The following is a 24869-nucleotide window of genomic DNA, read 5'->3' as shown; positions in this document are numbered from 1 at the left end:
TTTTCCCAAGGCAAATCCGGCAACTCGTGGTATAAGCCCGCAAAACAAAAAAACGACCGGACGGGACATGAGCAGCGACCCCAAATTAAAGGACAACCTCCGCGCGGCGATTCTGGCCGAACCTGATGCGGTGCTGGATGACAAGGACCTGATGCAGGCGCTTGTTGCCGCCAATGAACAGGCGCGCGGCGACAACGTCATCGATCTCCGCGGTATCGCCATGCAGCGGCTGGAACAACGGCTGGATCGGCTGGAAGACACCCACCGCTCGGTCATCGCCGCAGCGTATGAAAATCTGGCAGGCACAAATCAGGTGCACCGCGCCATCCTGCGCCTTCTCGAACCCACAGTGTTCGAAGACTTCTTGCGCGCATTGGGCAATGACGTGGCCGAGATTCTGCGCGTGGATCACATCACTCTGGTGCTGGAAACCACTGTGGTACAGGATGATCCGGCTGTCAGCCAGCTGGGCGGCGTTCTGACGGTGGTCGAACCCGGTTTTATCGACAGCTACCTCAGCACCGCCCGCAGTGGCGCCACCCGAGAAGTTACGCTGCGCGAGATCAACCGCCCCAACCCACAGGTCTACGGCACCCAAGTCGAAGACCTGCGGTCCGAAGCCTGCCTCAAACTGGATCTCGGGGCCGGCCGCCTGCCCGGCATGATCGTCATGGGCGCGCGCGATCCACGGCATTTCACGCCGCAACTGGGCACCGATCTTCTGTCTTTCTTCGCAGGTGTCTTCGAACGCTCCATGCGCCACTGGCTGTCGTGAGCCTGATTTCTCCAGCCTGTCGCGACGCTCTGCAGCACTGGCTGGACAGTCTCGGCGCGCTTGCCGGCCGGTCCGAGAACACCCAAAACGCCTATCGCGGCGACGTGACCGAATTCCTGTCATTCATGACATTGCATCATAGCGAAAGACAGGGACTGGCCGCGCTCGAACGCATAACAGTCTCGGACATGCGGGCCTGGATGGCCGATCAGCGCAGTTCGGGCGTTGGTGCGCGGTCGCTTGCCCGCAAGCTCTCAGCGGTCAAAAGCTTTTACCGCTGGCTGGCTGAACGGGAAGGGTTCGAGCCCACCGCCGTCCTGTCCACCCGGGCGCCCAAATACACCAAAAAACTGCCCCGCCCTCTGGCCGAAGACGCTGCGCGCGCGATGATCGAAACGGTCGAACTGCAGTCGACCTCGGATTGGGTCGCGGCGCGGGATGTGGCGGTCGTGACCCTGCTTTATGGCTGCGGGCTGCGTATTTCCGAGGCTCTGTCGCTGACCGGCAAAGACGCCCCCTTACCCGAAACGCTTCGCATTCTGGGCAAGGGCGACAAAGAACGGATCGTGCCGGTGATCCCCGCCGCGCGCAGCGCTGTGGACCGCTATCTGCAGCTCTGCCCCCATCCGCAGATGCCCGAGACCCCCTTGTTCCGAGGCGTGCGCGGCGGCGCGCTGAACCCGCGCGCAATCCAGGGCGTGATGGCCAAGGCGCGCATGCAGCTGGGCCTGCCTGCCACAGCGACGCCTCATGCCATGCGTCACAGCTTTGCCACCCATCTTCTCTCGGCTGGTGGTGATCTGCGCGCCATTCAGGAATTGCTGGGCCACGCCTCTCTCTCGACCACTCAGACCTATACGGCTGTCGACACCGCCCGTCTGATGGAAGTTTACAATCGCACCCATCCCAAAGCCTGAGGCAAATCCCCTGACGGCAGGCCTTTTTGCTTTGCATCTGCCGCACGCATCGTACATGACACGCCCATGACACTCAGATTCAAAGCTCTTTCCGTTCATCTGTTTACCGCCACCGGAGCCGTTTTCGCGATGCTGGCCATGCTGGCCGCCGTCGAGGAGAAATGGAGCCTGATGTATCTGTGGCTGGTGGTTTCGTTCATCGTGGACGGCATCGACGGCCCGCTGGCGCGGCACTATCACGTCAAAAAGAACGCGCCCGAGTTTGACGGTGTATTGCTGGATCTAATCATCGACTATCTGACCTATGTGTTCATACCGGCCTTTGCCCTGTTCAAATCGGGTCTGATGGACGGCTGGACCGGCTGGTTTGCGATCATCGTCATCACCTTCGCCAGCGCCATGTATTTCGCCGATACGCGCATGAAAACCAAAGACAACTCTTTTTCAGGCTTCCCCGGCTGCTGGAACATGTTCGTTATCGTGATCTTCGCACTCGAACCGAATTTCTGGGTCATCCTGATGCTGGTGACGCTGCTGTCGCTCGCGATGTTCGTACCGCTGAAATTCGTTCACCCCGTCCGAACCGAACGCTGGCGCAGCCTGACACTGCCGATGGCTTTTGCATGGACCTTCTTCGCGGGCTGGGCAGCCTGGGTGGATTTCCACCCCGAAAGCTGGGCCCATTGGGGATTGGTCGTCACCAGCCTCTATCTGGTGTCCGCCGGGATTGCGCAGCAGATCATTCCATCGCGCAAGAGCTGAGGTTACAGAACCTCCTGCACCTCAAAATCGGTCCCGTTATGGGTGAACACATCCCCTTCCTGCAGCCCGGTCATGGCCAGATAGATCGGGCTTTGGGTTGAGATGCCCATATAGGTTTTTCCGTCCACATCGAACCGGGTCGTCGACACGCAGACCACGAAACGTCGGTTGTTGAACTTGACCACCGCACCGGGCTGTACTGTATCGGTCAGGCTGAAATCGGTGTTTTCGATCACGTCGATCTTGGCATGATGTGCATGTACCGGCGCGTCAAAAGCCGCGGCCAGATCCGCATTTTCACGCGATGCTGCGATATCGTCTTTGTCATGCCCTTCGCGATCATCCAGCTGCGAGTCCTTCAGGAACGCATCATAATGGGCCTGTGCAGTGGCAAGCTCTTCCGCCTCAAGCGACATCAGGCGATCGACAATGGCTTTCTTGCGTTCGGCGGGATCTGTCTGGCCGGTCATGTGATCTGATCCTTCAAATTCGATATTTCCTATAAGTTGAGGCGGCACCTAGCCAATTGCAACAGCTATTTGCAGATCAGATCAACAGGCCCGCCGCCCCTTCATGGCGCAGCAAGGCGACCTTCGTCTCAACTCCGCCTGCACCGGAAAACCCGCCCAATCCGGTGGCGGACAACACCCGATGGCAAGGAATGATGACGGGGATCGGATTCGCCCCGCAGGCTTGCCCCACAGGCTGCGCCGGCTGCCCCAATTGCTTTGCGATATCGCCATAGGTCATGGTTTCGCCGAACGGGATGGCGAACATGATCTCACAAACCTGCCGCTGAAACTCGGACCCTTCGACACGGAAAGGCAGATCGAAGCGCGTCAGCTGCCCGGCATCATAGGCCCTCAGCTGCGCCGCCGCTTCGCGCAACAGGGGCGTTTCATCCCCCGTATCGCACCCATTCCAGACAAGACGCGTTACCGCCCCATCCTCTTCTTCAATCCCGAGCCGCCCAAACCGGGTATCCACTGCAATCATCGACATGGCCAGATGCTGACAGTGTTTGCAGGTCAAGCGCAACCCGGATCACGCTAAACCCACTCTTCTTATCAAAAATACATCGGAGCGGGTGGCAGAGGCTTATAAAACCTCGCCACCCGCACTCTGCTATGGTTCAGCTCAACGCCTCATTGCAGCGCCCGCAGACACCCTGATGCGCATGTAGCCCGACATCGGGCAGGATTTTCCAGCAGCGCTGACATTTCGCCCCTTCGGCCTTCTCGAACACCACGCCGACGCCTTCGATTTCAGGCACCCGGAATGCCTCGGCGGGTTTCGGATCACCCGTGACGGTCAGACCCGATGTGATGCACAGATCGTCCACATCGAACGTAGCCAGCAGATCGCGGGTTTCCGCATCTGCAACATGGACGATGGGCGCGGCCTCAAGGCTTGAACCGATGACTTTCTCCTGACGCTGCACCTCGAGCGCTGCAGTCACGGCGCGGCGCACGCGGCGCACCTTGGCCATGTTGGCCTCAAGCTCTGCATCGCGCCAGTCGGCGGGCGTGTAGGGAAAATCCACCAGATGGACCGAGCTGTCATCGCCCGGGAAGCGTTCCAGCCAGACCTCTTCCATGGTGAAGACCAGCACCGGTGCCAGCCATGTGGTCAGGCGGTGGAACAGGATATCGAGCACGGTTCGCGCAGCACGGCGGCGGTCACTATCTCCATCGCAATAGAGCACATCCTTGCGGACATCGAAATAGAACGAAGACAGATCGACCGTCGCAAAGGTGAACACGGCGCTGAACACGCCCTGGAAATCAAACGCGGCATAGCCCTTGCGCACCTGCTCATCCAGCTCGGCCAGACGGCTCAGCACCCAGCGTTCCAGACGCGGCATATCCTGTGGTTCCACCCGGTCGGCTTCGGTGAAGTCAGCCAGCGAGCCCAGCATGAATCGCATCGTATTGCGCAGACGGCGATAACTGTCGGCGGTGCCTTTCAGGATTTCCGGCCCGATCCGCTGATCGGCGGTGTAATCGGTCTGGGCCACCCACAGGCGCAGGATATCAGCACCGTATTGCTTGACGACTTCCTCCGGCACGATGGTGTTGCCCAGCGACTTGGACATCTTGTTGCCCTTGGCGTCCAGCGTGAAGCCATGCGTGACTACGTTCCGATACGGCGCACGGCCCTTGGTGCCACAAGCCTGCAGCATGGACGAATGGAACCATCCGCGGTGCTGGTCGGTGCCCTCCATGTAGACGTCAGCGATGCCGTCATCGGTGCCGTCCTCGCGGTCGCGCAGAACGAAGGCGTGGGTCGAGCCGCTATCGAACCACACATCCAGCACGTCGAACACCTGATCGTAATCGTCAGGGTTGGCGATGCCGTCGAGGATCTTTTCCTTGAAACCTTCGGTGTACCAGACATCCGCGCCGTCCTTCTCGAACGCCGCCTTGATGCGAGCGTTCAGGTCTTCGTTGCGCAGCAGGTAATCCGCGTCGGTGGGCAAAGCCCCTTTCTTGGTGAAGCAGGTCAGCGGCACGCCCCAGGCGCGCTGGCGCGACAGAACCCAGTCCGGGCGCGCTTCGATCATCGAATACAGGCGATTGCGGCCTGTCTGCGGGGTCCACTTTACCAACTCATCAATCGAGCGCAGGGCACGTTCGCGGATGGTGTCGCCCATCTCACCCATGCCGTCGTCCAGCTTGCGATCGACCGAGGCAAACCACTGCGGCGTGTTGCGATAGATGATCGGAGCCTTCGAGCGCCAGGAATGCGGATAGCTGTGCTTGATCTTGCCACGCGCCAGCAGCCCGCCGACCTCGGCCAGCTTGTCGATGACCGCCTTGTTCGCGTCACCCTCGCCGCCCTTGCGGGACAGGATGTATTTGCCGCCAAAGAACGGCAAATCGGCGCGGAATGAGCCGTCATCCATCACGTTATAGGTGATGACCTGCTCCAGCATACCCAGATCGCGATAAAGCTCGAATTCTTCCATCCCGTGCGACGGCGCGCAGTGGACGAAACCGGTACCTTCGGTATCGGTCACAAACTCAGCCGCGCGGAAATCGCGGATGTCATCCCATTCGCCATTGCCGCCCTCAGCCCCGGCCAGCGGGTGGGTCAGTTGGATTTTGGCCAGATCTTCCTGCGTGACATCACACAGACGGCGATACATCGAGTCGTCCAGACGTGCGCGCGCAAAGACATCAGCCGCGCGATCATCGGCCAGCAGATAACGTTCGCCAATCCGCGCCCAGCATTCCTCGGGGCGACCTGTAACCTCGTAGAGACCGTAGGAGATGTCCTCACCGTACACCACGGCCTTGTTCGATGGCATAGTCCATGGGGTCGTCGTCCAGATCACCACATAGGCATTGTCCAGCGTCACGTCGCCCGTGTTCACGACTTTGAATTTCACCCAGATGGTGAAGCTTTCCTTGTCGTGATATTCAACCTCGGCCTCGGCCAGTGCGGTTTTTTCGATCGGCGACCACATCACGGGCTTGGACCCCTGATACAGCGTACCGTTCATCAGGAACTTCATGAACTCGTCGGCAATCACCGCCTCTGCGTGATAGTCCATGGTGATGTAGGGATCGGGCCAGTTGCCGGTGATGCCCAGACGCTTGAACTCTTCGCGCTGGATGTCGATCCAGCCCTCGGCGAACTTGCGGCATTCCTGACGGAAGTCGACGATGTTCACCTCGTCCTTGTTCTTGCCTTTCTTGCGGTACTGCTCCTCGATCTTCCACTCGATGGGCAGGCCGTGGCAGTCCCAGCCGGGCACATAGCGCGAGTCGAAACCCATCATCTGATGGGACCGCACGATCATGTCCTTGATGGTCTTGTTCAGCGCGTGACCGATATGCAGGTGGCCGTTCGCGTAGGGGGGGCCATCGTGCAGAGTAAAGGGCTGCCGCCCCTCTTTCTCGCGCAGGCGGTCATAGACGCCGATCTTTTCCCACCGGTCCAGCCATGCGGGTTCGCGCTTGGGCAGGCCTGCGCGCATGGGGAAATCGGTTTTGGGCAGGTTCAGCGTGTCTTTGTAGTCAGGTGTTTCGGCGCACATTGGGGGCGTCCTCAGAATGGTCTTGTCGTGTTCGGATCGAAGCGGTCAGTGCGAAGTCTCAAGCACCTTTGCCCGGCGTCTCAGTTGGGTCAGAGCGCCGGGGATATAATTCGAATAATGATGGCCAGCCGGTCATACATGGCCGCGCTTATAGGACGCCCGCCCTCAATGGTCCAGAGGTTCCGGGTCTTGCGACGAATGGCGCAGCTTGGCCCAGCGGTTGAGCCACGCAAGACCCGCCAGCGCCAGACCCAGCGCCAGCAGCGAGAATACCCGGATCAGACCTCCGAGACCGGCGATATCGATCAGAAATACCTTGGCGACCGCCAGCCCGATCACCGCCAGCCCGGCCTTGCGCATCAAATCCGAGCGGCGCGCCAATGACTGGTAGAACAACACCGCACCAACCACCAGCAAAGTCATGGTATAGGTGTAAAGCTCGGGCTGCGTGACGCCATTGCCCTCGAACATGCCGCCCGCGCCCTGCCAGATATGCCGGATCGCCAGCCCCAGCCAAACTGCGGCCAGCACGCAGGCGGCCCCATAACTGACCTGCCGCAGTAACACTGGCATCGTGGTGATGCGCCAGGCCGAAAAACCGATGGCGAGCGCTGGAACAAGATAAGCCACGGCGAGGGTGTTCAGAACCGGCGGGCCAAGCACGGGGGCGGCCATTGGGTCGAGCAGCGGGTTCGCATCGGACAATGCTTGCGCAAGACGGGCGATGCCATGCGCCGCAAAGAACCCGGCCAGCAGATAGCGCGCATAGTTCAGCTTGCCGCCCAGTTCGAACCGCTGCACCTGCGCATAGGCCAGCAACAGCCAGATCACCGCCAACAGGCCCAGCCCCCAGTGGCTGTCCCTGGCCCCGCCGTCGCCGAACCCCTCGAGCCAGCGCAACAGCAGCAGCGACAGCAATATCCCTGCTGTCGCCCAGGCCGCGCTTTCCAGCAGCAGGGTTGCGATGGGGCGGTCAAGCGGCCTGAGCAAGACCCAACCCGCCAAAAACCCGATCACCGCGGCTGCATAAACCAGCACCATCTCGGCCAGCGGCGCTGTGTCGGCCCAGTCGAGGCCCGGGTCCAGCACCAGCCGGACCGTCACCGTGAATACGCCGACCCAGATAAACCAGCTCATCAGCGGCAAGTCAAAGCGCCGGTCCAGCGCGGCGGCCACCACGATCATGACAGTCAGCGCCACGGTCAGCGCCGCCGAGCTGAGCACGATGATGCAGGCGAAGCTGAGACAGGACAGCGCCGAGAGTGTGACCAGAGAGACCCGCATCCGGTTATCCCCATCCACCCGTGCGAACCGCTCGGCCAGCACGACCATCAGCGCGCCCAGAACAACAGCATGCAGCGCCCAGGGGTAGGCGCCGATCACATCAGCCGGGTGCCATCCGACCTCCAGCGCGATGGCCATCAGCGGGGCGAACAGGGCTGCGGCTGCGGCCCAGGCGGTGGCAGTTGCGCCCGCCCGGAACGAACGCCACGCCGCCAGCAGAGAGATTATGGCGCCCAGCGCCACCAGCGGCGTAGCAAGCAGGGGGAAATCGGCCTCGGCGGTCTCCGCATAGGTGTCCGCAAAGGCGCGCACTGCGGCACCATGGTCCAATCCATGCACCAATACGAACCAGATCAACCCCAGCGTGGGTAACACCGTCAGATCCTGTAACGCGCGTGCATCTTTCGCCCAGAGGATCAGCGCCAGCGTCAACCCCACCAGCAGCGTGACCCCAAGCCAGAACTCGCTGGTCGAGTCCGCCCAATGCACCGACAGGATCACCGAGCTGACTGCAACTGCAGCAAAGGCCAGCCGGGTCGGAAATTCGGGCCATGGGTCGCCTTTCTGGCGCAGGGCGATTTCAGCAGTCATAGGACCGGAATGGTCAGGCCAGAGGCGTCGAACCGGGATCGCGATGGCAATCACTGCGAAAGCCGTGACGCAGGTCAGATATCCCGGCTCGGTGAGCGGTGCGGACAGGACCAGAAGAAACGCCGCGCCATATGCACCGACAAGCGTCAGAACAGATATCCATGCCCAGCGCCGGACAGTGTCGATGCCCAAACCCAGAACCGTGATCACGAAGAAATAGCCATAGAGCCATGTCGGGTCGTCAGACGATCCACCAACGACGAAGGGGGCCGCGAAAGCCCCGATCAGACCGACCGCTGCCAGAAGAGGACCATGAAACCAGCCCAGAACGAGCCCGATCAGGGCAACGGCAACCATGCCGGCCAGCGCCGCCTCGGGGCTGATCAGATCATAAAGCTGGCGAGCGGCCAGAATGGCCCCGAACAGTGTCACCAGACCCGCGCCCGAGAAGACCGACGGCAGATATGCGGTCGCGACGCTTTCGTCATCGCCATATCGGCGGCGCACCACCTCCCCGGCCACGATCAGCGCCACGCCGAACCCCAGCGCAGCCAGAACGCGCGCGGTTGGAGGCAGCAGCCCGTTCTCGACCCCGTATTGAACCAGAAAGATTCCAGCCAGCGCCAGCGACAATGCGGACACCGCATAAAACCAGTTCTCGCGCAGCCACGCGCCCAGCGCGGCAAAGCGATCCTTGCGCAGCACGATTGCCACAGGGGGATTCTCGGTCGGCGCGGCCTGAGTGTCTGCAGCCGAAACCACTTCTTTCGGTCGTGCCGCCCATGGCCCCGGATTGGGCTCTGAGGCGACCGGTTCAGCCAGAACCTCTATTTTCGTGGGGGCCTCGGGCGCTCGCCCTGCCAACTGACGCTCCAATTGCTCGACCCGCTTGCGCAGCCGGGACTGGCCGACCAGCAGCACGATAATTGAAACGGGAATGGCCAGTACGATCAGGCCAACAAGGACAAGCAAGGATTCCAAGCTGAACCTCCGGGCGGAAATGACTTTAACTTACGCGCCACATGGGGCGGTTAACAGTCTGGAAATCCGGATGGATACCTCTTGTTGTTCAGACCAGTTGAAAGAGTGGCAGATCAGGGCGGGCCAGCATCAACCAAACGATTACCAGAACGGCGGCGAAGGCAGGAATTCCACAAGCGAACCAGATCCGGAACAGGCGCTGGTACTCAGCCGGCAGGTCTGTCTGTGACGTTGCGGCCCCTTGCGCGTAATCTCGTAGCCGGATCTGTATCCAGACCACAGGCAGCCAGAACAGGCCGGTCAGCCCGTACAGCAACAGCGACAGCACAATCCAACCTTCGCCAAGCGACCAGCCCAGCCGCCACGCCAGAAGCGCGCCGGTGACGGGCTGCACCAGCACCGCCGTTGTCGTAAACACCAGATCGGCCAGCACGACGATGCTTGTGGTATGGGCGATAAGCCGCGCCTCACCCGTTCTGTGCGCCATGACCATGAAGAATGCTATCCCCGCACCGGTGCCCAACAGGACACAGGCCCCGATCATGTGCAGCCAGCGCAGGATCAGATCGGGATCCATCAGCGGTTCTCCAACATGGGAATCACGACCAAGGGCAGCAGGAGCGCGGGGAAAATCTTGACCAGTGGACCCAACGGATTGAGCCACAGTTCCGGCGCTGTCAGTGTCGCTGCGACCAAATAGAATACGGCCACAACCACCTGCGCTAAACAGGCCCCTACCACCCACCGACGCCACAGCAGCGCAAGGCCCAGCCCGATATCGATCAGCGACCACAGAACCACGCTTGCCATCGACAGCCCAACCGGCCATCCCGCGTGGGTCAGAACGTCGGATGCCTTTGACAGGCCAATCAGGCCGAACACGCCGGACAGGACCCAAAACAGGCACAGCACCGTGATCACAATCGGCATCAGCAGGGCCATTCGGGCGCTCAGTCGGTATTCGCGAGAGCAGGTCAGGCTGCCGTAAATCTCGTCAAGCCTACGCAGGGATTGACCTGTTGTCTTGCGAAAGGGTTCGGGGTCACCGGTCACGCCATCTGCCATGACCGTCATCGCAGTGCTGCGCAAAGGCGACCTCCAACCCAATGACGCAAGCTTGTCTGCGACGGCTGCGATAGATCGGGTTATCGCAGGGGGCACCGGAAGCACCCAGCGCGCGGCAGGAAATCCAAGCCAACGCCGCGTGGCCGCCAGAACCTGCGTCAAGGAATGTGGGGTATCTTCGACCAGATCATAATCCCCGGCGGGCAGATCGCCCTTGATTGCCGACAGGATCACGGCACACAGATCCTCCATGGCGATGCACTGAACCGGTGTCTGCGGATAGGCGACCGGCTGCACCCATGGGATCGCCGCCAGCATCCGCAGCAAGGCCGTGCCGCCATAATCGCTCTGCCCGATGACCAGCCCGGGCCGAAGCACCCATAGGTTTGACAAATTGGCGCGCAGGGCCGCATCACCCGCTGCCTTGCTGCGCATGAAAGGTGTAGCAGCATCCGCGCGCGCGCCAATCGCCGATATCTGAATGACCGCGATACCGCGCTCGGCACAGGTCAGCCCAAGCGCTGCTATTGCCAGATGATGCACCGCGCGCAGATCATCCTGCCCGCCATCCTGCAAGGCTCCGGCACAATTCACCACAATGTCGACATCAGCCAATATGGGCCGCCAGCCGCGACCGGTTGTCAGCGCGCGCAGATCACCCTGAATCAGGTCGATAGAGGGCAAGACCCGTTTGGCTGTATCGAGATTACGTACAAGGCCCCTGACCGCGTAACCGTCCGCGCGCAGAGATCGCACGAGGGATGCGCCAATGAACCCATTAGCGCCCAAGACCAATACGGTTTTCGCGTCGCGCATCATCTTCGCAGGCCCCGGCAGAACAGACATCGCCACCCTAGCGGGTCACGCGCCGCGCACCAGTTCCATCGGCCGGTCTGCGACATCTTTGCCCATCAAGGGTGAAACAGCGAGCCCACCAGATAGGCGATGGTCGCCGCCGCGCCACCAATCAGCAGAGTCTCTCCGCCCGACCGCCACCAAGGCGCAAGCGACCAGCGGCTTTTCATCGCGCCGATGGCAAAGAACACACCCGCCGTCATCCAGGCCGACACGGTAAGCGCATTCGCGATCGACAGCAGGAAGGGCAATAACGGAATCATACCGGCAACCAGAAAGGCAAAAAACGTCGCCATCGCAGCCTTCACGGGGTGCGGGTCGACGCTGCCCAATCCGTATTCGCCCTCGATCATCAGGTTGATCCAGTTGTCGTGATTGGCGGTGATCGCCTCGGTCGCCTCATCCAGCACACTGCCCGACAGCCCCTTTTGTGTCAGGATTTCGCGCACCTCCTTGCGCTCTCCGTCCGGATACAACCGGATATGCCGCTCTTCGATGGCGCGGATGCGGTGGATGTTGTCAAGCTCGGCTTTGGTGCCGGAATAGTTGCCCGCGGCCATCGAAAACCCATCCGCCAGCACATTGGCCAATCCCAGCGCCACGATGACAAATGGCGACAGCCCTGCCCCGGCGACACCCGCAACAATGGCAAAGGTCGTGACCGAGCCGTCGATGCCGCCATAGACCACATCGCGCAGTACCCCACGCCCGGGTGGGGCGTTGATCCGCTCAGAAATCTCTTGCTGGCTGTGGCCGTGGTCGGTCATGGCTGGCTCCGTCCTGTTTATGCAGGACAGGGCCAATCGATACTTTGCGCCAGATCAACTCTTGGAAAACAGCCCGCTCAGCGCGCGTTTGATCATGCCTCGGGTCGAGGGTTTGTGGCGCGTTGAGAAGGGCAGAGGCCGGCAGACCTCCATCGCGGCTACACCCACACGGGCCGTCAGCGCGCCGTTGACCAGCCCCTCGCCGAACCGACGAGATAATTTGCTGAGGACCGAGCCGCCCAGGATCGGTTCCAGCAGATCATCGCCCACCGCGACGGCTCCGGTTGCGACCAGATGGACAAACACAGCACGGGTCAGGCGCCAGCTACCCAGAAAACCCGCCCGCCCGCCGTAGATTTCCGCAATCCGTCGGATCATGCGCAGCGAGCTTGCCAGAGCCGTCGCGACATCAGCCAGCGCCAGCGGCACCAGGGCGGTCACGGTCGCAACCTGTCGGGCGGCGGCCTCAACCTCGCGGCTGGCGGCGGCGTCCAGCGGGGCCAGCAATTCGTCCTCGGCCAATGTCAGCAGGGTTGCGGCATCGAATTGCTCTCCCATCCGCTCGGTCAGACGGTCGCGACCCCAGCGGGTATCGCCCCGCCCTTTGTAGAACGTGATCAGGCGAGTGGTAACGGCGCGGGCCTGTGACAGGTCCTCGTCCGCCAGCGCAGTATCAGCGGCGCGGCGCAACCCGTCGACGCGAGACAGGCGGCTGATTGCGGCCAGTTCGCGCAGCGCGATGACCAGCACGACCAACAGCAAGGCCGCGATCAGACCCGTGACAATCAATCCCAGAACCGGAGCACGTTCCAATAGCGAGATGGCAAAATCCCACGCAGCGACCGAGACCACCGCCCCCACGACCGCAACCGCCAGCCCCCAGAACCAACGCGCCAGAACCGAAGGTTTCCGCGCCGCAAAGCGAACCGCCGCCTGCATCGCCTGCCCCTGCGGAGCCGCGATATCCGGCACCGGCGGAGCGGTTGAGACATCGCCCGCCGGGGTGTCGTCTTCCAGATCGATCAGAACCGGACCCTTAGCCATTGGCGATCTCCTCACGAGTCCAGACATATTTGATGTCCGGCAGGTTTTCGTCATTCTCTGACCCATCGCCGCGCGCAACTTCGACAAAGCCATTGCATTCATAGAAGCAGCACGCGCGGCGATTGGCCTGAAATGCATATAGGTTGAGCGTTGGGCGCTGCGCCTTGGCATGGTCCAGCAATTGCTGCCCGATCCCTTTCCCGCGGGCGTGGTCCGCCAGATAAAGCGACTGCACCTCGTCCCCGTTCAGCGCCAGAAATCCAGCCACCTGCCCCTGCATTTCGGCCACTGTGACCCACCCCAGATCAATCATCCTGCCGCAAAAGGCGATGGTTTCGGCCTCGGAATGCAGCTCGGGCATCCAGTCGTTTTCCCGTGCGAAACCGTGCAGGATTGCACCGGTGGTTCCGGCATCGGTACTGCGCGCTGAGCGGAGGATCACTGTCACAGCCGATCTCCGATCAGAAACTGCGCGGCTCGGTCCAGCCGGATATGCGGAGGACCGTCGCCGGGGTTCAGGGTCAGGTGCGCGGGCGCAAAGGCCATATTGCCATATTCCTCACCCAGCCATCCCTCGGCCCCGTTGCGCGCAGGGCCAAGCACATGGGCCGGGTCCTCTGGCAGGTCCCCGGGATAGAACGCCGCCTGTTTGCCACTGTTCAACAGGGTGCCGCGCACGCAGGGAAGTTCAACGCCATTGTGGCTGCGCATCTCTTCCGTGGTGGTCCGAAGCGATGCCAGCGACAGGGCCGCTGTCTCGGCGCCGGCAAAGCTGGCGCGGTCGCGGGCCTCGCGGGTCAGGGCCTCGATGATAGCGGTCAGGCGCGGGTGCTGAAGGTGATGCAGGTGATCGGCCTTGGTGGCGGCAAACAGGATACGCTCGACCCGTTTGCCCAGCAGCAGCCTGTTCAGCCACGCATTGCGACCGGGGCGGAAGGCCGACAGGATATCGGCCATCGCGCGGCGCATATCCTCGACCGCTTGCGGGCCTTTGTGAATCGCGCCCAGCGCATCGACCATAACGATCTGCCGGTCGATCCGGGCAAAATGATCGCGAAAGAATGGTTTGACCACCTGCGCTTTATAGGCCTCATACCGGCGCTCCATCTCGCGGTGCAACGTCCGGCGGTTCGACGCCCCGGTCACCGGCAGCGGCGCGAAGGTCAACACAGGAGACCCGGCGAGGTCCCCCGGCAGAAGAAACCGACCGGGGGTGCAGTCGTAGAACCCGGCTTCTCGCGCGGCGTTCAGATAATCGGTGAAGCTGCGGGCGAGGTCCTGTGCCTGTGGTTCATCGTGGGATGCATTTGGGTCTGCCCCTTTGGCCCGCGCCAAAAACGCCTCGGCTTGCGGGCGGTTCGCGATATGCTCCAGCGTATCCTGCGACCACTGTTCATATGACTTGTCCAGCAAGGCCAGATCCAGCAGCCATTCACCGGGATAATCCACGATATCCAGATGCAGCGTGCGTGGCCCCTGCAACCCCGACAGCAGACCTGCGGGCTGAACCTTGAACGACAGGCGCAGTTCCGACACGGCGCGGGTGCTGTCGGGCCAGTGCGGCGCGGGCCCGGTCAGCGCGGAAAGGTGGGATTCGAAATCAAACCGGGGCACGGTATCGTCGGGCTGCGGCTGCAGGTAGCTGGCGGTGATCCGCCCTTCTTGCTGCGCCACCAACCCCGTCATGCGGCCCCGGTCCAGCAGATTGGCCACCAGCGATGTGATGAACACGGTCTTGCCCGATCGGGCCAGTCCGGTGACACCCAACCTTATGACCGGCTCGAAGAGGGTCTCGGACACTCGGTCACCCACGGATTCGACGCCGCGCACCAGACTGTCTGCCAATGATGAGATGACCAAGCTGTCACGCCCCGCAATTATCGTTTGGCCCAAGATAGGTAGCGGTCGCTGGAGTTGCCAGAGCTTTCGCCCCCTTGCCCGCCCGTCCAAGGCGCGATACCAGCGCCCCATGCCCAGATACGCATTGAAAGTCGAGTACCAAGGGGAACCGTTTGCCGGTTGGCAGCGGCAGAAAGAGCTGCCCTCGGTCCAGGGGGCAATCGAACAGGCTTTGTCGCGGATCGAACCCGGCGCGCATACCATCGCTGCCGCCGGTCGCACCGATGCAGGTGTGCACGCGCTGGGGCAAGTGGCCCATTGCGATCTGGTCAAAAACTGGGACCCGTTCCGGCTGTCCGAGGCGTTGAACTATCACCTCAAGCCGCAGCCTGTCGCCATTGTCAAAGCTGCGCGGGTCGATGACGACTGGCACGCGCGCTTTTCAGCGCTCGAGCGGCAGTATCTGTTCCGCATCCTGATGCGCCGTGCGCCCGCGACCCATGATCGGGGGCAGGTCTGGCAGATCAATCACACGCTGGATGCCGCGGCGATGCAGGTCGGGGCCGATATGCTGATCGGGCGGCATGACTTTACCACCTTCCGCTCGTCCATCTGTCAGGCGGCCAGCCCGGTCAAAACGCTGGATGAATTGCGGGTGGAACAGGTTCAGGGCTTTTCGGGCCCTGAAATCCACTTCCATGTCCGCGCCCGGTCGTTCCTGCACAATCAGGTGCGCAGCTTCGTTGGCACGTTAGAACGCGTGGGTGCGGGGGCATGGGCACCCGAGGATGTGCGAAACGCGCTTGAGGCGGTTGATCGCGCGGCCTGTGGGCCGGTCTGCCCGCCGCAAGGGCTGTATCTGGCGCGGGTTGGATATCCTGAGCCGGTGTTTGACTAAATTCATAACGCCCGCAGCAACAGCCCGCTTGCGATCACCGCGATGATCAGGCCCGCAACCAGCTCGATCGTCGGGGCCAATACCGACGCAAAGCGCGTGGCCGAGGCGGAGGCCAGCAATCCTCCGCGCAGACCGAAGGACGTCCACCCAACCAGCGTTGTCACGGTTGCGGTGCCCAGTGCCATGGCGAACGCTCCGGCGATGCCGACCATCGCGATGCCCATCTGCCACGTCAGGATCAGTACGAACAATGCTCCGGTACAGGGGCGCGCGGCGATGCCCGCGATCAGGATCAGCGCTTCACGCAGGTTGCCGACCTGTGCGACCTCTTCCGCGCTGGGTCCGTGACGGTGGCCACAGTCGGAACAAACGCCGTGATCATGATCATGCGTATGGTGATGGTGGTCGTGTGTATGCGGTGTCTGGCTTTTGTGACGCCGCGCAAAGCTGCGGATGGCGCGAAAGATCAGCCACAAGCCAATCGCGGCAATGGCACCATAGCTGATCGGTGCCATGACCTGTTCGGTGGTACCGACCAGCGACTCGCGCGACATCTGGAACACCAGCACGCCTGCGTAGACCAGCACGACGGCGGTCACTGCCTGCCCGAGACTGGACAGAACACTGATCGCGGATAACCGCCAGAACGCCACCCGACGACCCAGCCCATAGCCTCCGATCAGAACCTTGCCATGGCCCGGACCAATGGCATGGAAAAATCCATAGGCGAAACAGACGGTCAGCAGCGTCGCGACGGCCTCGGGCTGTTCGGCGCGCGCCGCGCGCAGGGCACGGGCGATCTGGTTTTGGAATTCGCGCTGCTCTCCGGCGGCCCAGGCGGCGAGGTGGTCAAAGCCTCCGCTGCCCCAGAACCACAACAAAACCCCGCAAGCGATGGCAACGGGGACAATCAGGTACCGGGACATGAAAGCCTGATCTCGGTTGCAAATTTCTCACCAACCAGAGGGATATCATTCTCCTCAAGGTCGTAGTCAGCGTCCAGCGTCAGCAGGAAGGCCTGCATCTGCGCCAGTTCCCCATCGATATCGGGATCGGTGCGTTCGATGTCACAGCCCGTGCCGCCCGAGACTGTCACGGGCCGGGTCAACTCGTAGGCGGTATAAAAGCTTTCGTCGAAGGCCTTGATCGTCAGGGCGCTGGCCGGAACCGGCGCGCCTTCGACCGCACGCAGATGGGTGGTCACGATGCGGGCATCCTCGGTGGTTGCGCTCGGCTCCAGCGGACCGGACAGAGGGATCACGCTGTCACCCATGCGGATGACCAGATCTCCGTTGTAGCCTTCGACCCATTGCGCATCGAAGCCACTCAGCACCTGCTCTTCCGCTTCTGTCAGCACGCCATCGCCATCCTGATCCAATCGCATGTCTTCCAGAACCAGCAGCGAGTAGAATTCGTCATAGGCCCAGGTCACGCGCACATGGGTCAGGTTGCCCGCATCATCGACCACAAACTCGAGCCCCGTGTCGATAAAGACATGCGGATGGGCAAAAGCCGGGATCGGCAGGCAGCAGGTCAAAGAGAGGACAAGCCAGCGCATATGGAGAAGATAGGATGCGCAGCGTAGGGCGGCAATCCGATTTGGCGCGATCCTGCAGAAAACTGCCGTTCAGCCCGGCGGGAACAGTACCAGTGTCTGCAATGCCGTCCCGATTGGCCCTTGAGTGTCGAACAGGACCGACTGCGACATGCCGATGCCTGAGGGCTGCCAATGCGAAATCGAATCGGAGGCGAGCCAGTCCGAAACCGGCTCGCGGTGGATTTGCACCGTCAGGTCGGTGTTCATGAAGCCCATCTCGGTCGTGGGTGCGTTCCACGATATGCCGTTACCGCAATCGGCCAAAGGGCACAGAGACTGGATCGGCGACGGCTCCTCACCCTCCAACAAAGGGGGCGTACGCATCCAGACCGTTTTGGGCCCCGCCCCCTGCTTGCCGCCTTCGGGATAACCGATCTGAGAGTGATGGGCGAAGCCTGGCAGATCGTGGCGCATCTCACCGATGGGAAACGGGCCATCCACCATATCCTCGGTACGCGGTGCGGGCAGGTCGACATTGGGCACCGCCCCGAGGTTTCTGCGGGCCATGTGCATCGTGGTCGCTGTGGCGCATAGCGTATCGTCCAGATCATGCACAGTGACCCGCGTGGTCGCCAGCGTCTTGGTATGACGCGTGGTTTCCGCCGCGACCCACAACCCGGCCAGAGGCAGTGGACGCAGCAGATCGACGGTCAGCCGAGTCAGCATCTTCTCAGGGCCAACCTCGGTTTCCGCCGCCCGCACGATCAGCCCGCTGACAGGGCCGGCGTGACAGTGATCGGCAGACCACGGCCCGCGCGCGGGATCATTGCCGACAAACACACCCTGCGCATTCTGGTGGAAATACGCCTGCCCCAGCACATCCAATGTCATCGTGGTTCCGTTGCCTCAGACTTTTTCCTGCGTGTATTTCTTCAATTCGGCACGTGCGACCTGACGACGGTGCACCGCGTCCGGCCCGTCCGCCAGACGCAGCGTGCGTACGTGCGTCCAAGCATTGGCCAGAGGCGTGTCCTGACTGATCCCCTGCGCGCCAAACATCTGCACGGCCTCATCGATCACTTTCAACGCGACCTTGGGGGCCACAACCTTGATCTGACTGATCCACGGAGCCGCCGCCCGCGCGTCGCCCTGATCCATGTACCACGCCGCCTTCAGACACAGCAGACGAGCCATTTCGATCTCCATCCGGCATTCGGCAATGATGTCGTAGTTTGCGCCCAACTGGGCCAGCTTCTTACCGAACGCCTCGCGCTGTAGCGCGCGTTTGCACATCTGCTCCAGCGCCGCTTCGGCCTGACCAATGGCGCGCATGCAATGGTGAATGCGACCCGGCCCCAATCTGCCTTGCGCAATCTCAAACCCGCGCCCCTCACCCAGCAGGATGTTCTCAGCCGGAACCCGGACATCTGTAAACCGGATATGCATATGGCCATGCGGGGCGTCGTCATGGCCGTACACCTCCATCGGGCGCAGCACCTCGATCCCGGGTGTGTCGGCTGGCACCACGATCATCGACTGGCGTTGATGCTTGGGCAGATCGTCGCTGCCGGTTTTGACCATTACGATATAGACCTTGCAGCGCGGATCACCTGCGCCCGAAGACCACCATTTCTCGCCGTTCAGAACATAGTCGTTCCCATCCCGCACACAGGACATCGCGATATTGGTGGCATCTGATGAGGCCACGTCAGGTTCGGTCATCAGATAGGCCGACCGGATCTGTCCCTCAAGCAACGGCTTCAACCACTGCTCTTTCATCGCGTCAGAGCCGTAGCGTTCGAAGACCTCCATGTTGCCGGTATCGGGGGCCGAGCAGTTGAACACTTCGGCGCCCAAGGGGGTCTTGCCCATTTCCTCGGCAAAATAGGCGTATTCAACCGTGCTCAGGCCAAAACCCTTGTCGCTGTCGGTCAGCCAGAAATTCCACAGCCCCGCCGCCTTGGCTTTGGCCTTGAGGCCCTCCAGAATCTCGGTCTGACGTTCGGTATACTGCCAGCGGTCGCCTGAGTTGACCTCGGCCTGGTATTCCTGCTCAAGCGGTATGACCTCATCGCGGATCATGTCCGCTACACGTTGCAGCAGGGCGCGGTTTTCCTCGCGCAGTCCGAATGTCATGGTCATGGAAACTCTCCTCGCGGCGGCAGGCCAGCCTTTACCTTCGTCCCGAAGATGGCTTAGCTGCCCTGACGCTGTCCAGATTGGTGACGGAACGTCACTTGGGCAAAATGACGGGAGGAGCCACGCAAATGGCGCTGTTGATTGAAACCGGTATCACGGGCTGGCTGAGCGACGCGGAGGTCGCGCACGAGTTACGGCAGCTTGAACCGGGCGCGGATGTGCGCACCCCCGACACGATCGGAAACGCGGATGAGATCACCATGGCCGCCGTGGTGGATTTGCAGCACGACCTGCCCTTGCGGGCGCCGAACCTGAAACTGGTTCAGAAACTGGGCGCCGGGGTCGAAACCATCGTCAGCCATCCGGACCTGCCCGATCATGTGCGGGTTGCCCGGCTGAAACCGGACGCGCCGGCGCAGGGCATCGCCGAGTGGTTTCTGGCCTATATCCTGCGCACACAGCGCCACATGACGCAGTACGACGCCGCTCAGAATCGCGCCGAATGGGCACCGCAGGCGCCCCTGTTCACACCGGATACCGTCGTCGGCGTTCTGGGGCTGGGTCATATTGGCGGGCGCACCGCCAAAATGCTGCGCGCGGTGGGTTTTCAGGTGTTGGGGTGGAGCCGGTCGCCGAAACAGATCGACGGGATCACATGTATGCATGGCAATGACGCTCTGCCAGCGCTGCTGGGACAAAGCGATTATGTCTGCGCCATTCTGCCATCGACCCCCGCAACGGTGGACCTGTTCGACGCCGGGATGCTTGCATCGATGAAACCGGGAAGTCACCTGCTCAACGCAGGGCGCGGGGATTTGATCGACGAGGCGGCGCTGATGGCCGCTCTGGATCGAGGCATGCCCGCCCATGCGGTTCTGGATGTCACCCGGCAGGAGCCTCTACCCGCCGAAAGCCCCCTGTGGCGGCACCCGGGGGTGACGATCACACCGCATGTCTCGGGCTGGCATCTGGGCGACGCGCTGTCGGATGTGGCCGAAAACTTCCGCAGGCTGCAATCCGGCACGGCCCTGCTGCATGAGGTCGACCGGCAGCTTGGCTACTGACGCTCAGGGCGCCAGCAGCCAGTTGCCGTCCGCCGTCTTGCACCGCCGGGTTCTGATGTCACGGGCATCCGCGGCGCCTTCAGGCTGAATGACATGCTGCAAAATCACGCAGTTTCCCTGCACATTTTGAATGCGCACCGTCCCTTTCGATCCGGTGTCGTCATTGACCCAGCCCCTCTCTTTCCCGACCGAGGGCGCCCCCGCGTTCAGCAGCGCATTCGACGTGGCATTCACCACTTCGAAATCGGCAGGGGTCAGGCCCATCTCGGCAATAATACGTGAGATCGGTTTGGCCTGCGCGGCCCCGCCTAGGGCAAGCGCCAGGACGGTGGCCAAAACAACAGAAACTCGGGCTTTCATGAGCGCCTCTCTGAACTGAAATACATTTGCCCTCAAGGATATACCCCAGCGCGACTGCGGCCAAGCCTTAGCTTGGCCACCTTCAAATTATCCCGAACAAACCTTTCGCAAGGCGGGTGCTAGGATGACCTGCGCATTCGGCAGATAGTGGCGTCAAATTCAGCAGAGGCATGCGATGACACATTCAAACTACTACGCGCCCACCGGCGGGCATCCCGGGCAAGAGCAACTTTTGACCGACCGCGCCATGTTCACCGATGCCTATGCGGTGATCCCCAAAGGTACCATGCGCGACATCGTCACCAGCTTTCTGCCGTTTTGGGAAGGCACGCGTCTCTGGGTCCTGTCCCGACCGCTGAGCGGGTTTGCCGAGACCTTTTCACAATACATCATGGAGGTGCAGCCCGGCGGTGGCAGCAACAAGCCTGAAACCGATCCGAACGCACAAGGGGTTCTCTTTGTGGTCGAGGGGCGCGTGACCCTGACATTGGGCGGGGCGACGCATGAGCTGGATACCGGCGGCTATGCCTATATCCCGCCCGGCAGCGATTGGACATTACATAACCGATCTGACGCGGTCGCCCGCTTCCACTGGGTGCGCAAGGCTTATCAGACAGTGTCCGGCCTGCCCGTCCCTGATCCGATCATCACCAATGAGCGCGATGTGACCCCTGTCGAAATGCCCGGCACACAGGGGCGTTGGTCCACCACGCGGTTCACCGATCCGGCAGATCTGCGGCACGACATGCACGTCAATATCGTCAATTTCGAACCCGGCGGCGTGATCCCCTTTGCCGAGACCCATGTAATGGAACACGGGCTTTATGTGCTTGAAGGCAAGGCAGTTTACCGCCTCAATCAGGACTGGGTCGAGGTCGAGGCGGGCGATTATATGTGGCTGCGCGCGTTCTGCCCGCAAGCCTGTTATGCCGGTGGACCGGGGCGGTTTCGCTATTTGCTCTATAAAGATGTGAACCGCCACATGCCTCTTTCGGTGTCCGCCCGCTGATTCAGAGTTGGGCTAAATTACCGTGCGGGGGTTCCCAGAATCGCTGGAATCTGATGAAATCACATGAGTTTTCAGCACTGGAGATAGTTCGATGTTACTGCGCGGAACGATGATTGCACTGGCAACGACCCTTGGTCTTACGGCATTCAACGCGGCACCGGTCGCTGCCAAGGAAGAAACCAAGTCCGTCTTCGTCATGAGCCGCACTTGGGCGGTCACGCAAGTCGCTGACGCGCCGGTGGTCTATCGGGCCACCCGCGACAATAACAACCTGAACCCGTTCGGCCCGCCGCCGCGCCTGCGCACCATTCAGGCGATTGCCGCGATCCAGCAGGCGACCGGCTGCAAAGTCATCGTGTCCAGCATGTATCAGAACATATCGGGCCAGTTCTTCTCACAGGTCAACTGCGGCTGAAAATTGGTACAATCCAATCATTGAGGTCGCATAACCGGCCTGCCATAGCTGGACCATGAGAATAGCGATCAATGGATTCGGCCGCATCGGCCGCTCGATTCTGCGTCAGGTCCTGAGCCTGCCGCAGCATTCGGATATTGAGCTGGTGTTGATCAACGACATCGCTCCGATCGAGACCTGCGCCTATCTGTTCCAATACGACAGCACCTTCGGCCCCTACCCCGGTTCGGTCACATACGAAGACGCCACGCTCATCGTCGACGGGCGCGCCATTGCGATGTCACACAGCACCGATCTGGCGCGTGTTGATCTGTCCGGTGTCGATGTCATGCTGGATTGCACCGGCATCGCCCGCACGTCGGATGTCGCCAGCCGCGGGCTGAGCGCGGGCGCAGGCAAAGTGTTGATCTCGGGGCCGTCACCTGCCGCTGAAGTAACGGTGGTATTGGGCGCAAACGAAGACCAACTGGGCAATGCCCGCATCGTGTCGAACGCGTCCTGCACCACCAACGGTCTGGCGCCACTGGTCAAACTGATCGATACGGTCGGAGGGCTGGTCTCGGCCCACATGACCACGATCCATTGCTATACCAACAGCCAGCCGATGATCGATGCCCCGCGCGGCGACCTTGCCCGTTCCCGCGCCGGAGCGCTGTCGATGGTGCCGACAACCTCCAGCGCGACGCATCTGATCGACGTGGTTCTGCCCCACCTTGCCGGTCGCATCTCGGGTGCGGCGGTTCGGGTTCCCACCGCCAGCGTCTCTGCCATCGACCTTGTCGCAACGCTGGAACGCGGCATGACAGCCGAACAGTTCGATCAGGCACTGCGCGAAGCGGTCACCCGGTCGGATGTGTTGGGATGGACCGACCTGCCGCTGGTCTCTTCGGATTTGCGGTCGCGCCCGGAATCGCTGGTACTGGCCGGGCCTGAGACACGCATGATCGGCGCGCATCAGATCCGCGTATTCGGCTGGTATGACAATGAATGGGGGTTTTCGGCCCGCATGCTGGATGTTGCACGGCTGATGGCCGGGACGTGACAGCCCCGCAAAATGCAGGGCTGTCCGATAGCGCTTAGTCGTGGGGCAGACTGCCGGAACCGTGACCGGCCATACCGCCCGAAACCTCTTCGGTCGATTCTTCGGCCAGTTCTTCCGGCAGCACAAGGTTCAACACGATGGCGATCAAGGCCGCTGGTAACAGGCCGCTGGTCATCAGGATTCGCAAGGTATCCGGCAAATGCTGAACCGCGCCGGGTTCCAGTTGCAAACCAAGACCAATCGACAGTGAAATCGCAAAGATCACCATGTTGCGACGGTTCCAATCCACGTCCGACAGCATCGAGATACCCGCCGCCACCACCATGCCGAACATGACAATCACGCCGCCGCCCAGTACTTCGATAGGCACAGTGCGGATAATCGCCCCGACCTTCGGCACAAGACCACATAGGATCAGGAATACGGCCCCGCAGGTCACGACGTGGCGGCTCATGACGCCGGTCATTGCGATCAACCCGACATTCTGGCTGAACGAGGTGTTGGGAAAGCCGCCGAACAGACCGGCCAGCGCGGTTCCGAAACCATCGGCATAGGTCGCGCCTGCGATCTCGTGATCGGTTGCTTCACGACCTGCGCCCCCCTTGGTGATACCGGATACGTCACCAACGGTTTCGATGGCCGAGACGAAGGACATCAGACAGAACCCGATCACTGCGGCCAGCGAGAATTCAAACCCGTATTTGAACGGCACCGGCAGCGCAAAGGCCGACGCGCGCGACCAGCTTGTTCCGATTGCCTCGAATGTGACCATACCGACCATCAGCGCGTAGACGTAGCCGACGGCCAGACCAATCAAGACGGCGGAGACCGACAGCATGCCGCGCGCAAAGAACTTGAGGCCCAGTGTCACGACAACCACGACCAGAGCCGCCGACCAGTTGAGCAGCGATCCATATTCCGGCGTGCCAATCGCTGGCACGCCACCGGCCGCGTATTGAATGCCCACCTTGACCAGCGCCAAACCGATCATTGTCACGACCAGCCCGGTCACAAGCGGCGGCAACGCAAACCGTATTTTTCCGATGAACAGACCAAGAAACGCGTGAAACAGGCCACCGATCAGGACGCCGCCGAACAGCGCTGCCAGCGCATCCACACCTTTCCCGGCGACAAGCGGGATCATGATGGGCAGGAATGCAAAGCTTGTTCCCTGAACAATCGGCAGTGCCGCACCGACAGGTCCCAGCGTGACGGTCTGCAGCAGAGTCGCCAGCCCCGCAAACAGCATCGACATCTGGATCAGATACAGCAGTTCGGGAAAATCCGGGGAATTCGATCCAAACCCGAACCCGGCGGCACCGGCCACGATGATGGCGGGGGTCACGTTCGAGACAAACATCGCCAGCACATGCTGAATGCCCAGAGGTATCGCTTTGTGTAAGGCGGGTGTATAATTCGGGTCCCGAAGCTGTTCGGGGGTCCCTATCGAAGTTTCGGCCATGATCTCATTGTCCTCCCTAAG

Annotated in this window: 24 protein-coding genes; 8 read left to right on the top strand and 16 right to left on the bottom strand. The window is 61.6% G+C overall.

Translation table 11 applies throughout. The annotated features are described in order from the left end of the window. Nucleotides 1-67: 67 nt before the first annotated feature. From ACR0K9_RS00710 to ACR0K9_RS00700, 3 genes are all read left to right on the top strand, one after another. A complete protein-coding gene (locus ACR0K9_RS00710) occupies nucleotides 68-775 on the top strand; it encodes a DUF484 family protein (protein ID WP_480819969.1) in 708 nt (235 codons plus the stop codon). Further along, nucleotides 772-1692 (top strand): tyrosine recombinase XerC, encoded by a 921-nt coding sequence (locus ACR0K9_RS00705; protein ID WP_480819967.1) that lies wholly within the window; start codon nucleotides 772-774, stop codon nucleotides 1690-1692. The genes ACR0K9_RS00710 and ACR0K9_RS00705 overlap by 4 nt, the downstream gene beginning before the upstream one ends. 66 nt (nucleotides 1693-1758) lie before the next feature. Continuing rightward, nucleotides 1759-2454: a CDP-alcohol phosphatidyltransferase family protein gene (locus ACR0K9_RS00700; protein WP_480533831.1), complete on the top strand. Its 696-nt coding sequence runs from the start codon at nucleotides 1759-1761 to the stop codon at nucleotides 2452-2454. Nucleotides 2455-2456: 2 nt separating this feature from the next. Here the strand turns inward: ACR0K9_RS00700 and ACR0K9_RS00695 are convergent, their stop codons facing one another. The 10 genes from ACR0K9_RS00695 to ACR0K9_RS00650 form a co-directional block, all read right to left on the bottom strand. After that, a complete protein-coding gene (locus tag ACR0K9_RS00695) occupies nucleotides 2457-2924 on the bottom strand; it encodes a hypothetical protein (protein ID WP_480819965.1) in 468 nt (155 codons plus the stop codon). 76 nt (nucleotides 2925-3000) lie between these two features. Next, a complete protein-coding gene (locus ACR0K9_RS00690; protein ID WP_480819963.1) occupies nucleotides 3001-3456 on the bottom strand; it encodes a methylated-DNA--[protein]-cysteine S-methyltransferase in 456 nt (151 codons plus the stop codon). Nucleotides 3457-3586: 130 nt separating this feature from the next. Beyond that, the gene (gene ileS, locus ACR0K9_RS00685; protein ID WP_480819961.1) at nucleotides 3587-6496 is read right to left on the bottom strand and encodes an isoleucine--tRNA ligase; all 2910 of its coding nucleotides are present in this window, start codon (nucleotides 6494-6496) and stop codon (nucleotides 3587-3589) included. A gap of 165 nt (nucleotides 6497-6661) precedes the next feature. Further along, nucleotides 6662-9352, bottom strand: a complete 2691-nt coding sequence (locus tag ACR0K9_RS00680) for a DUF2339 domain-containing protein (protein ID WP_480819959.1) — start codon at nucleotides 9350-9352, stop codon at nucleotides 6662-6664. An 88-nt stretch (nucleotides 9353-9440) separates the two neighbouring features. Further along, the gene (locus ACR0K9_RS00675) at nucleotides 9441-9929 is read right to left on the bottom strand and encodes a DUF2269 family protein (RefSeq protein WP_480819957.1); all 489 of its coding nucleotides are present in this window, start codon (nucleotides 9927-9929) and stop codon (nucleotides 9441-9443) included. After that, on the bottom strand, nucleotides 9929-11263 hold the full coding sequence (locus ACR0K9_RS00670; RefSeq protein ID WP_480819955.1) for an SDR family oxidoreductase: 1335 nt from the start codon (nucleotides 11261-11263) through the stop codon (nucleotides 9929-9931). Before ACR0K9_RS00670 ends, ACR0K9_RS00675 begins: the two co-directional genes overlap by 1 nt. A gap of 65 nt (nucleotides 11264-11328) precedes the next feature. Next, a complete protein-coding gene (locus ACR0K9_RS00665) occupies nucleotides 11329-12039 on the bottom strand; it encodes a VIT1/CCC1 transporter family protein (RefSeq protein ID WP_480819953.1) in 711 nt (236 codons plus the stop codon). A gap of 54 nt (nucleotides 12040-12093) precedes the next feature. Further along, nucleotides 12094-13083 (bottom strand): YcjF family protein, encoded by a 990-nt coding sequence (locus ACR0K9_RS00660; protein ID WP_480819951.1) that lies wholly within the window; start codon nucleotides 13081-13083, stop codon nucleotides 12094-12096. Next, on the bottom strand, nucleotides 13076-13531 hold the full coding sequence (locus ACR0K9_RS00655; RefSeq protein ID WP_480819949.1) for an N-acetyltransferase family protein: 456 nt from the start codon (nucleotides 13529-13531) through the stop codon (nucleotides 13076-13078). The genes ACR0K9_RS00660 and ACR0K9_RS00655 overlap by 8 nt, the downstream gene beginning before the upstream one ends. Beyond that, complete coding sequence (locus ACR0K9_RS00650) at nucleotides 13528-14943, bottom strand: YcjX family GTP-binding protein (RefSeq protein WP_480819947.1); 1416 nt, start codon at nucleotides 14941-14943, stop codon at nucleotides 13528-13530. The genes ACR0K9_RS00655 and ACR0K9_RS00650 overlap by 4 nt, the downstream gene beginning before the upstream one ends. 109 nt (nucleotides 14944-15052) lie before the next feature. Here ACR0K9_RS00650 and truA point away from each other — a divergent pair, with 109 nt between their 5' ends. Continuing rightward, complete coding sequence (truA, locus tag ACR0K9_RS00645; RefSeq protein ID WP_480819945.1) at nucleotides 15053-15820, top strand: tRNA pseudouridine(38-40) synthase TruA; 768 nt, start codon at nucleotides 15053-15055, stop codon at nucleotides 15818-15820. Between the two features lie 2 nt (nucleotides 15821-15822). Here the strand turns inward: truA and ACR0K9_RS00640 are convergent, their stop codons facing one another. The 4 genes from ACR0K9_RS00640 to ACR0K9_RS00625 all read right to left on the bottom strand — a co-directional run bounded on the left by ACR0K9_RS00640 (nucleotide 15823) and on the right by ACR0K9_RS00625 (nucleotide 19499). Then, on the bottom strand, nucleotides 15823-16746 hold the full coding sequence (locus ACR0K9_RS00640; RefSeq protein WP_480819943.1) for a nickel/cobalt transporter: 924 nt from the start codon (nucleotides 16744-16746) through the stop codon (nucleotides 15823-15825). Beyond that, entirely contained in the window at nucleotides 16731-17378 is a 648-nt protein-coding gene (locus ACR0K9_RS00635; RefSeq protein WP_480533857.1) for a DUF1007 family protein, read from the bottom strand. Before ACR0K9_RS00635 ends, ACR0K9_RS00640 begins: the two co-directional genes overlap by 16 nt. A gap of 69 nt (nucleotides 17379-17447) precedes the next feature. Continuing rightward, entirely contained in the window at nucleotides 17448-18248 is an 801-nt protein-coding gene (locus ACR0K9_RS00630; RefSeq protein WP_480819941.1) for a thioesterase family protein, read from the bottom strand. Nucleotides 18249-18263: 15 nt separating this feature from the next. Further along, nucleotides 18264-19499 carry an acyl-CoA dehydrogenase family protein gene (locus tag ACR0K9_RS00625; protein ID WP_480819939.1) on the bottom strand — a complete coding sequence of 412 codons (1236 nt, stop codon included), beginning with the start codon at nucleotides 19497-19499 and terminating at the stop codon, nucleotides 18264-18266. A gap of 125 nt (nucleotides 19500-19624) precedes the next feature. On the opposite strand from ACR0K9_RS00625, the gene ACR0K9_RS00620 reads away from it, so the two are divergent. Next, nucleotides 19625-20560: a 2-hydroxyacid dehydrogenase gene (locus tag ACR0K9_RS00620; RefSeq protein WP_480819937.1), complete on the top strand. Its 936-nt coding sequence runs from the start codon at nucleotides 19625-19627 to the stop codon at nucleotides 20558-20560. Between the two features lie 3 nt (nucleotides 20561-20563). Here ACR0K9_RS00620 and ACR0K9_RS00615 read toward each other — a convergent pair whose 3' ends face one another. After that, on the bottom strand, nucleotides 20564-20920 hold the full coding sequence (locus tag ACR0K9_RS00615) for a hypothetical protein (RefSeq protein WP_480819935.1): 357 nt from the start codon (nucleotides 20918-20920) through the stop codon (nucleotides 20564-20566). Between the two features lie 175 nt (nucleotides 20921-21095). On the opposite strand from ACR0K9_RS00615, the gene ACR0K9_RS00610 reads away from it, so the two are divergent. From ACR0K9_RS00610 to ACR0K9_RS00600, 3 genes are all read left to right on the top strand, one after another. Continuing rightward, nucleotides 21096-21929, top strand: coding sequence for a bifunctional allantoicase/(S)-ureidoglycine aminohydrolase (locus tag ACR0K9_RS00610; protein WP_480819933.1), 834 nt, complete (start codon nucleotides 21096-21098; stop codon nucleotides 21927-21929). A gap of 91 nt (nucleotides 21930-22020) precedes the next feature. Next, nucleotides 22021-22344: a hypothetical protein gene (locus ACR0K9_RS00605; protein ID WP_480533868.1), complete on the top strand. Its 324-nt coding sequence runs from the start codon at nucleotides 22021-22023 to the stop codon at nucleotides 22342-22344. A 55-nt stretch (nucleotides 22345-22399) separates the two neighbouring features. Further along, the gene (locus tag ACR0K9_RS00600; RefSeq protein ID WP_480819931.1) at nucleotides 22400-23386 is read left to right on the top strand and encodes a type I glyceraldehyde-3-phosphate dehydrogenase; all 987 of its coding nucleotides are present in this window, start codon (nucleotides 22400-22402) and stop codon (nucleotides 23384-23386) included. Between the two features lie 34 nt (nucleotides 23387-23420). On the opposite strand, the gene ACR0K9_RS00595 is transcribed toward ACR0K9_RS00600, so the two are convergent. Next, the gene (locus tag ACR0K9_RS00595; RefSeq protein WP_480533872.1) at nucleotides 23421-24848 is read right to left on the bottom strand and encodes a nucleobase:cation symporter-2 family protein; all 1428 of its coding nucleotides are present in this window, start codon (nucleotides 24846-24848) and stop codon (nucleotides 23421-23423) included. Nucleotides 24849-24869: the final 21 nt, after the last annotated feature.

Source organism: Ruegeria sp. L12 (genome assembly GCF_056531745.1).
The sequence above is the reverse complement of the archived record's forward strand: the minus strand, read 5'-3'. Positions and strand labels throughout refer to the sequence as shown.

What these genes read in the sequence shown, in the direction of transcription:
- ACR0K9_RS00710 (WP_480819969.1), top strand. Translation starts at nt 68, where the DNA reads ATGAGCAGCGACCCCAAATTAAAGGACAACCTCCGCGCGGCGATTCTG.
- ACR0K9_RS00700 (WP_480533831.1), top strand. Translation starts at nt 1,759, where the DNA reads ATGACACTCAGATTCAAAGCTCTTTCCGTTCATCTGTTTACCGCCACC.
- ACR0K9_RS00695 (WP_480819965.1), bottom strand. Translation starts at nt 2,924, where the DNA reads ATGACCGGCCAGACAGATCCCGCCGAACGCAAGAAAGCCATTGTCGAT.
- ACR0K9_RS00690 (WP_480819963.1), bottom strand. Translation starts at nt 3,456, where the DNA reads ATGTCGATGATTGCAGTGGATACCCGGTTTGGGCGGCTCGGGATTGAA.
- ileS (WP_480819961.1), bottom strand. Translation starts at nt 6,496, where the DNA reads ATGTGCGCCGAAACACCTGACTACAAAGACACGCTGAACCTGCCCAAA.
- ACR0K9_RS00675 (WP_480819957.1), bottom strand. Translation starts at nt 9,929, where the DNA reads ATGGATCCCGATCTGATCCTGCGCTGGCTGCACATGATCGGGGCCTGT.
- ACR0K9_RS00670 (WP_480819955.1), bottom strand. Translation starts at nt 11,263, where the DNA reads ATGTCTGTTCTGCCGGGGCCTGCGAAGATGATGCGCGACGCGAAAACC.
- ACR0K9_RS00665 (WP_480819953.1), bottom strand. Translation starts at nt 12,039, where the DNA reads ATGACCGACCACGGCCACAGCCAGCAAGAGATTTCTGAGCGGATCAAC.
- ACR0K9_RS00660 (WP_480819951.1), bottom strand. Translation starts at nt 13,083, where the DNA reads ATGGCTAAGGGTCCGGTTCTGATCGATCTGGAAGACGACACCCCGGCG.
- truA (WP_480819945.1), top strand. Translation starts at nt 15,053, where the DNA reads ATGCCCAGATACGCATTGAAAGTCGAGTACCAAGGGGAACCGTTTGCC.
- ACR0K9_RS00640 (WP_480819943.1), bottom strand. Translation starts at nt 16,746, where the DNA reads ATGTCCCGGTACCTGATTGTCCCCGTTGCCATCGCTTGCGGGGTTTTG.
- ACR0K9_RS00635 (WP_480533857.1), bottom strand. Translation starts at nt 17,378, where the DNA reads ATGCGCTGGCTTGTCCTCTCTTTGACCTGCTGCCTGCCGATCCCGGCT.
- ACR0K9_RS00630 (WP_480819941.1), bottom strand. Translation starts at nt 18,248, where the DNA reads ATGACATTGGATGTGCTGGGGCAGGCGTATTTCCACCAGAATGCGCAG.
- ACR0K9_RS00625 (WP_480819939.1), bottom strand. Translation starts at nt 19,499, where the DNA reads ATGACCATGACATTCGGACTGCGCGAGGAAAACCGCGCCCTGCTGCAA.
- ACR0K9_RS00620 (WP_480819937.1), top strand. Translation starts at nt 19,625, where the DNA reads ATGGCGCTGTTGATTGAAACCGGTATCACGGGCTGGCTGAGCGACGCG.
- ACR0K9_RS00615 (WP_480819935.1), bottom strand. Translation starts at nt 20,920, where the DNA reads ATGAAAGCCCGAGTTTCTGTTGTTTTGGCCACCGTCCTGGCGCTTGCC.
- ACR0K9_RS00610 (WP_480819933.1), top strand. Translation starts at nt 21,096, where the DNA reads ATGACACATTCAAACTACTACGCGCCCACCGGCGGGCATCCCGGGCAA.
- ACR0K9_RS00605 (WP_480533868.1), top strand. Translation starts at nt 22,021, where the DNA reads ATGTTACTGCGCGGAACGATGATTGCACTGGCAACGACCCTTGGTCTT.
- ACR0K9_RS00600 (WP_480819931.1), top strand. Translation starts at nt 22,400, where the DNA reads ATGAGAATAGCGATCAATGGATTCGGCCGCATCGGCCGCTCGATTCTG.
- ACR0K9_RS00595 (WP_480533872.1), bottom strand. Translation starts at nt 24,848, where the DNA reads ATGGCCGAAACTTCGATAGGGACCCCCGAACAGCTTCGGGACCCGAAT.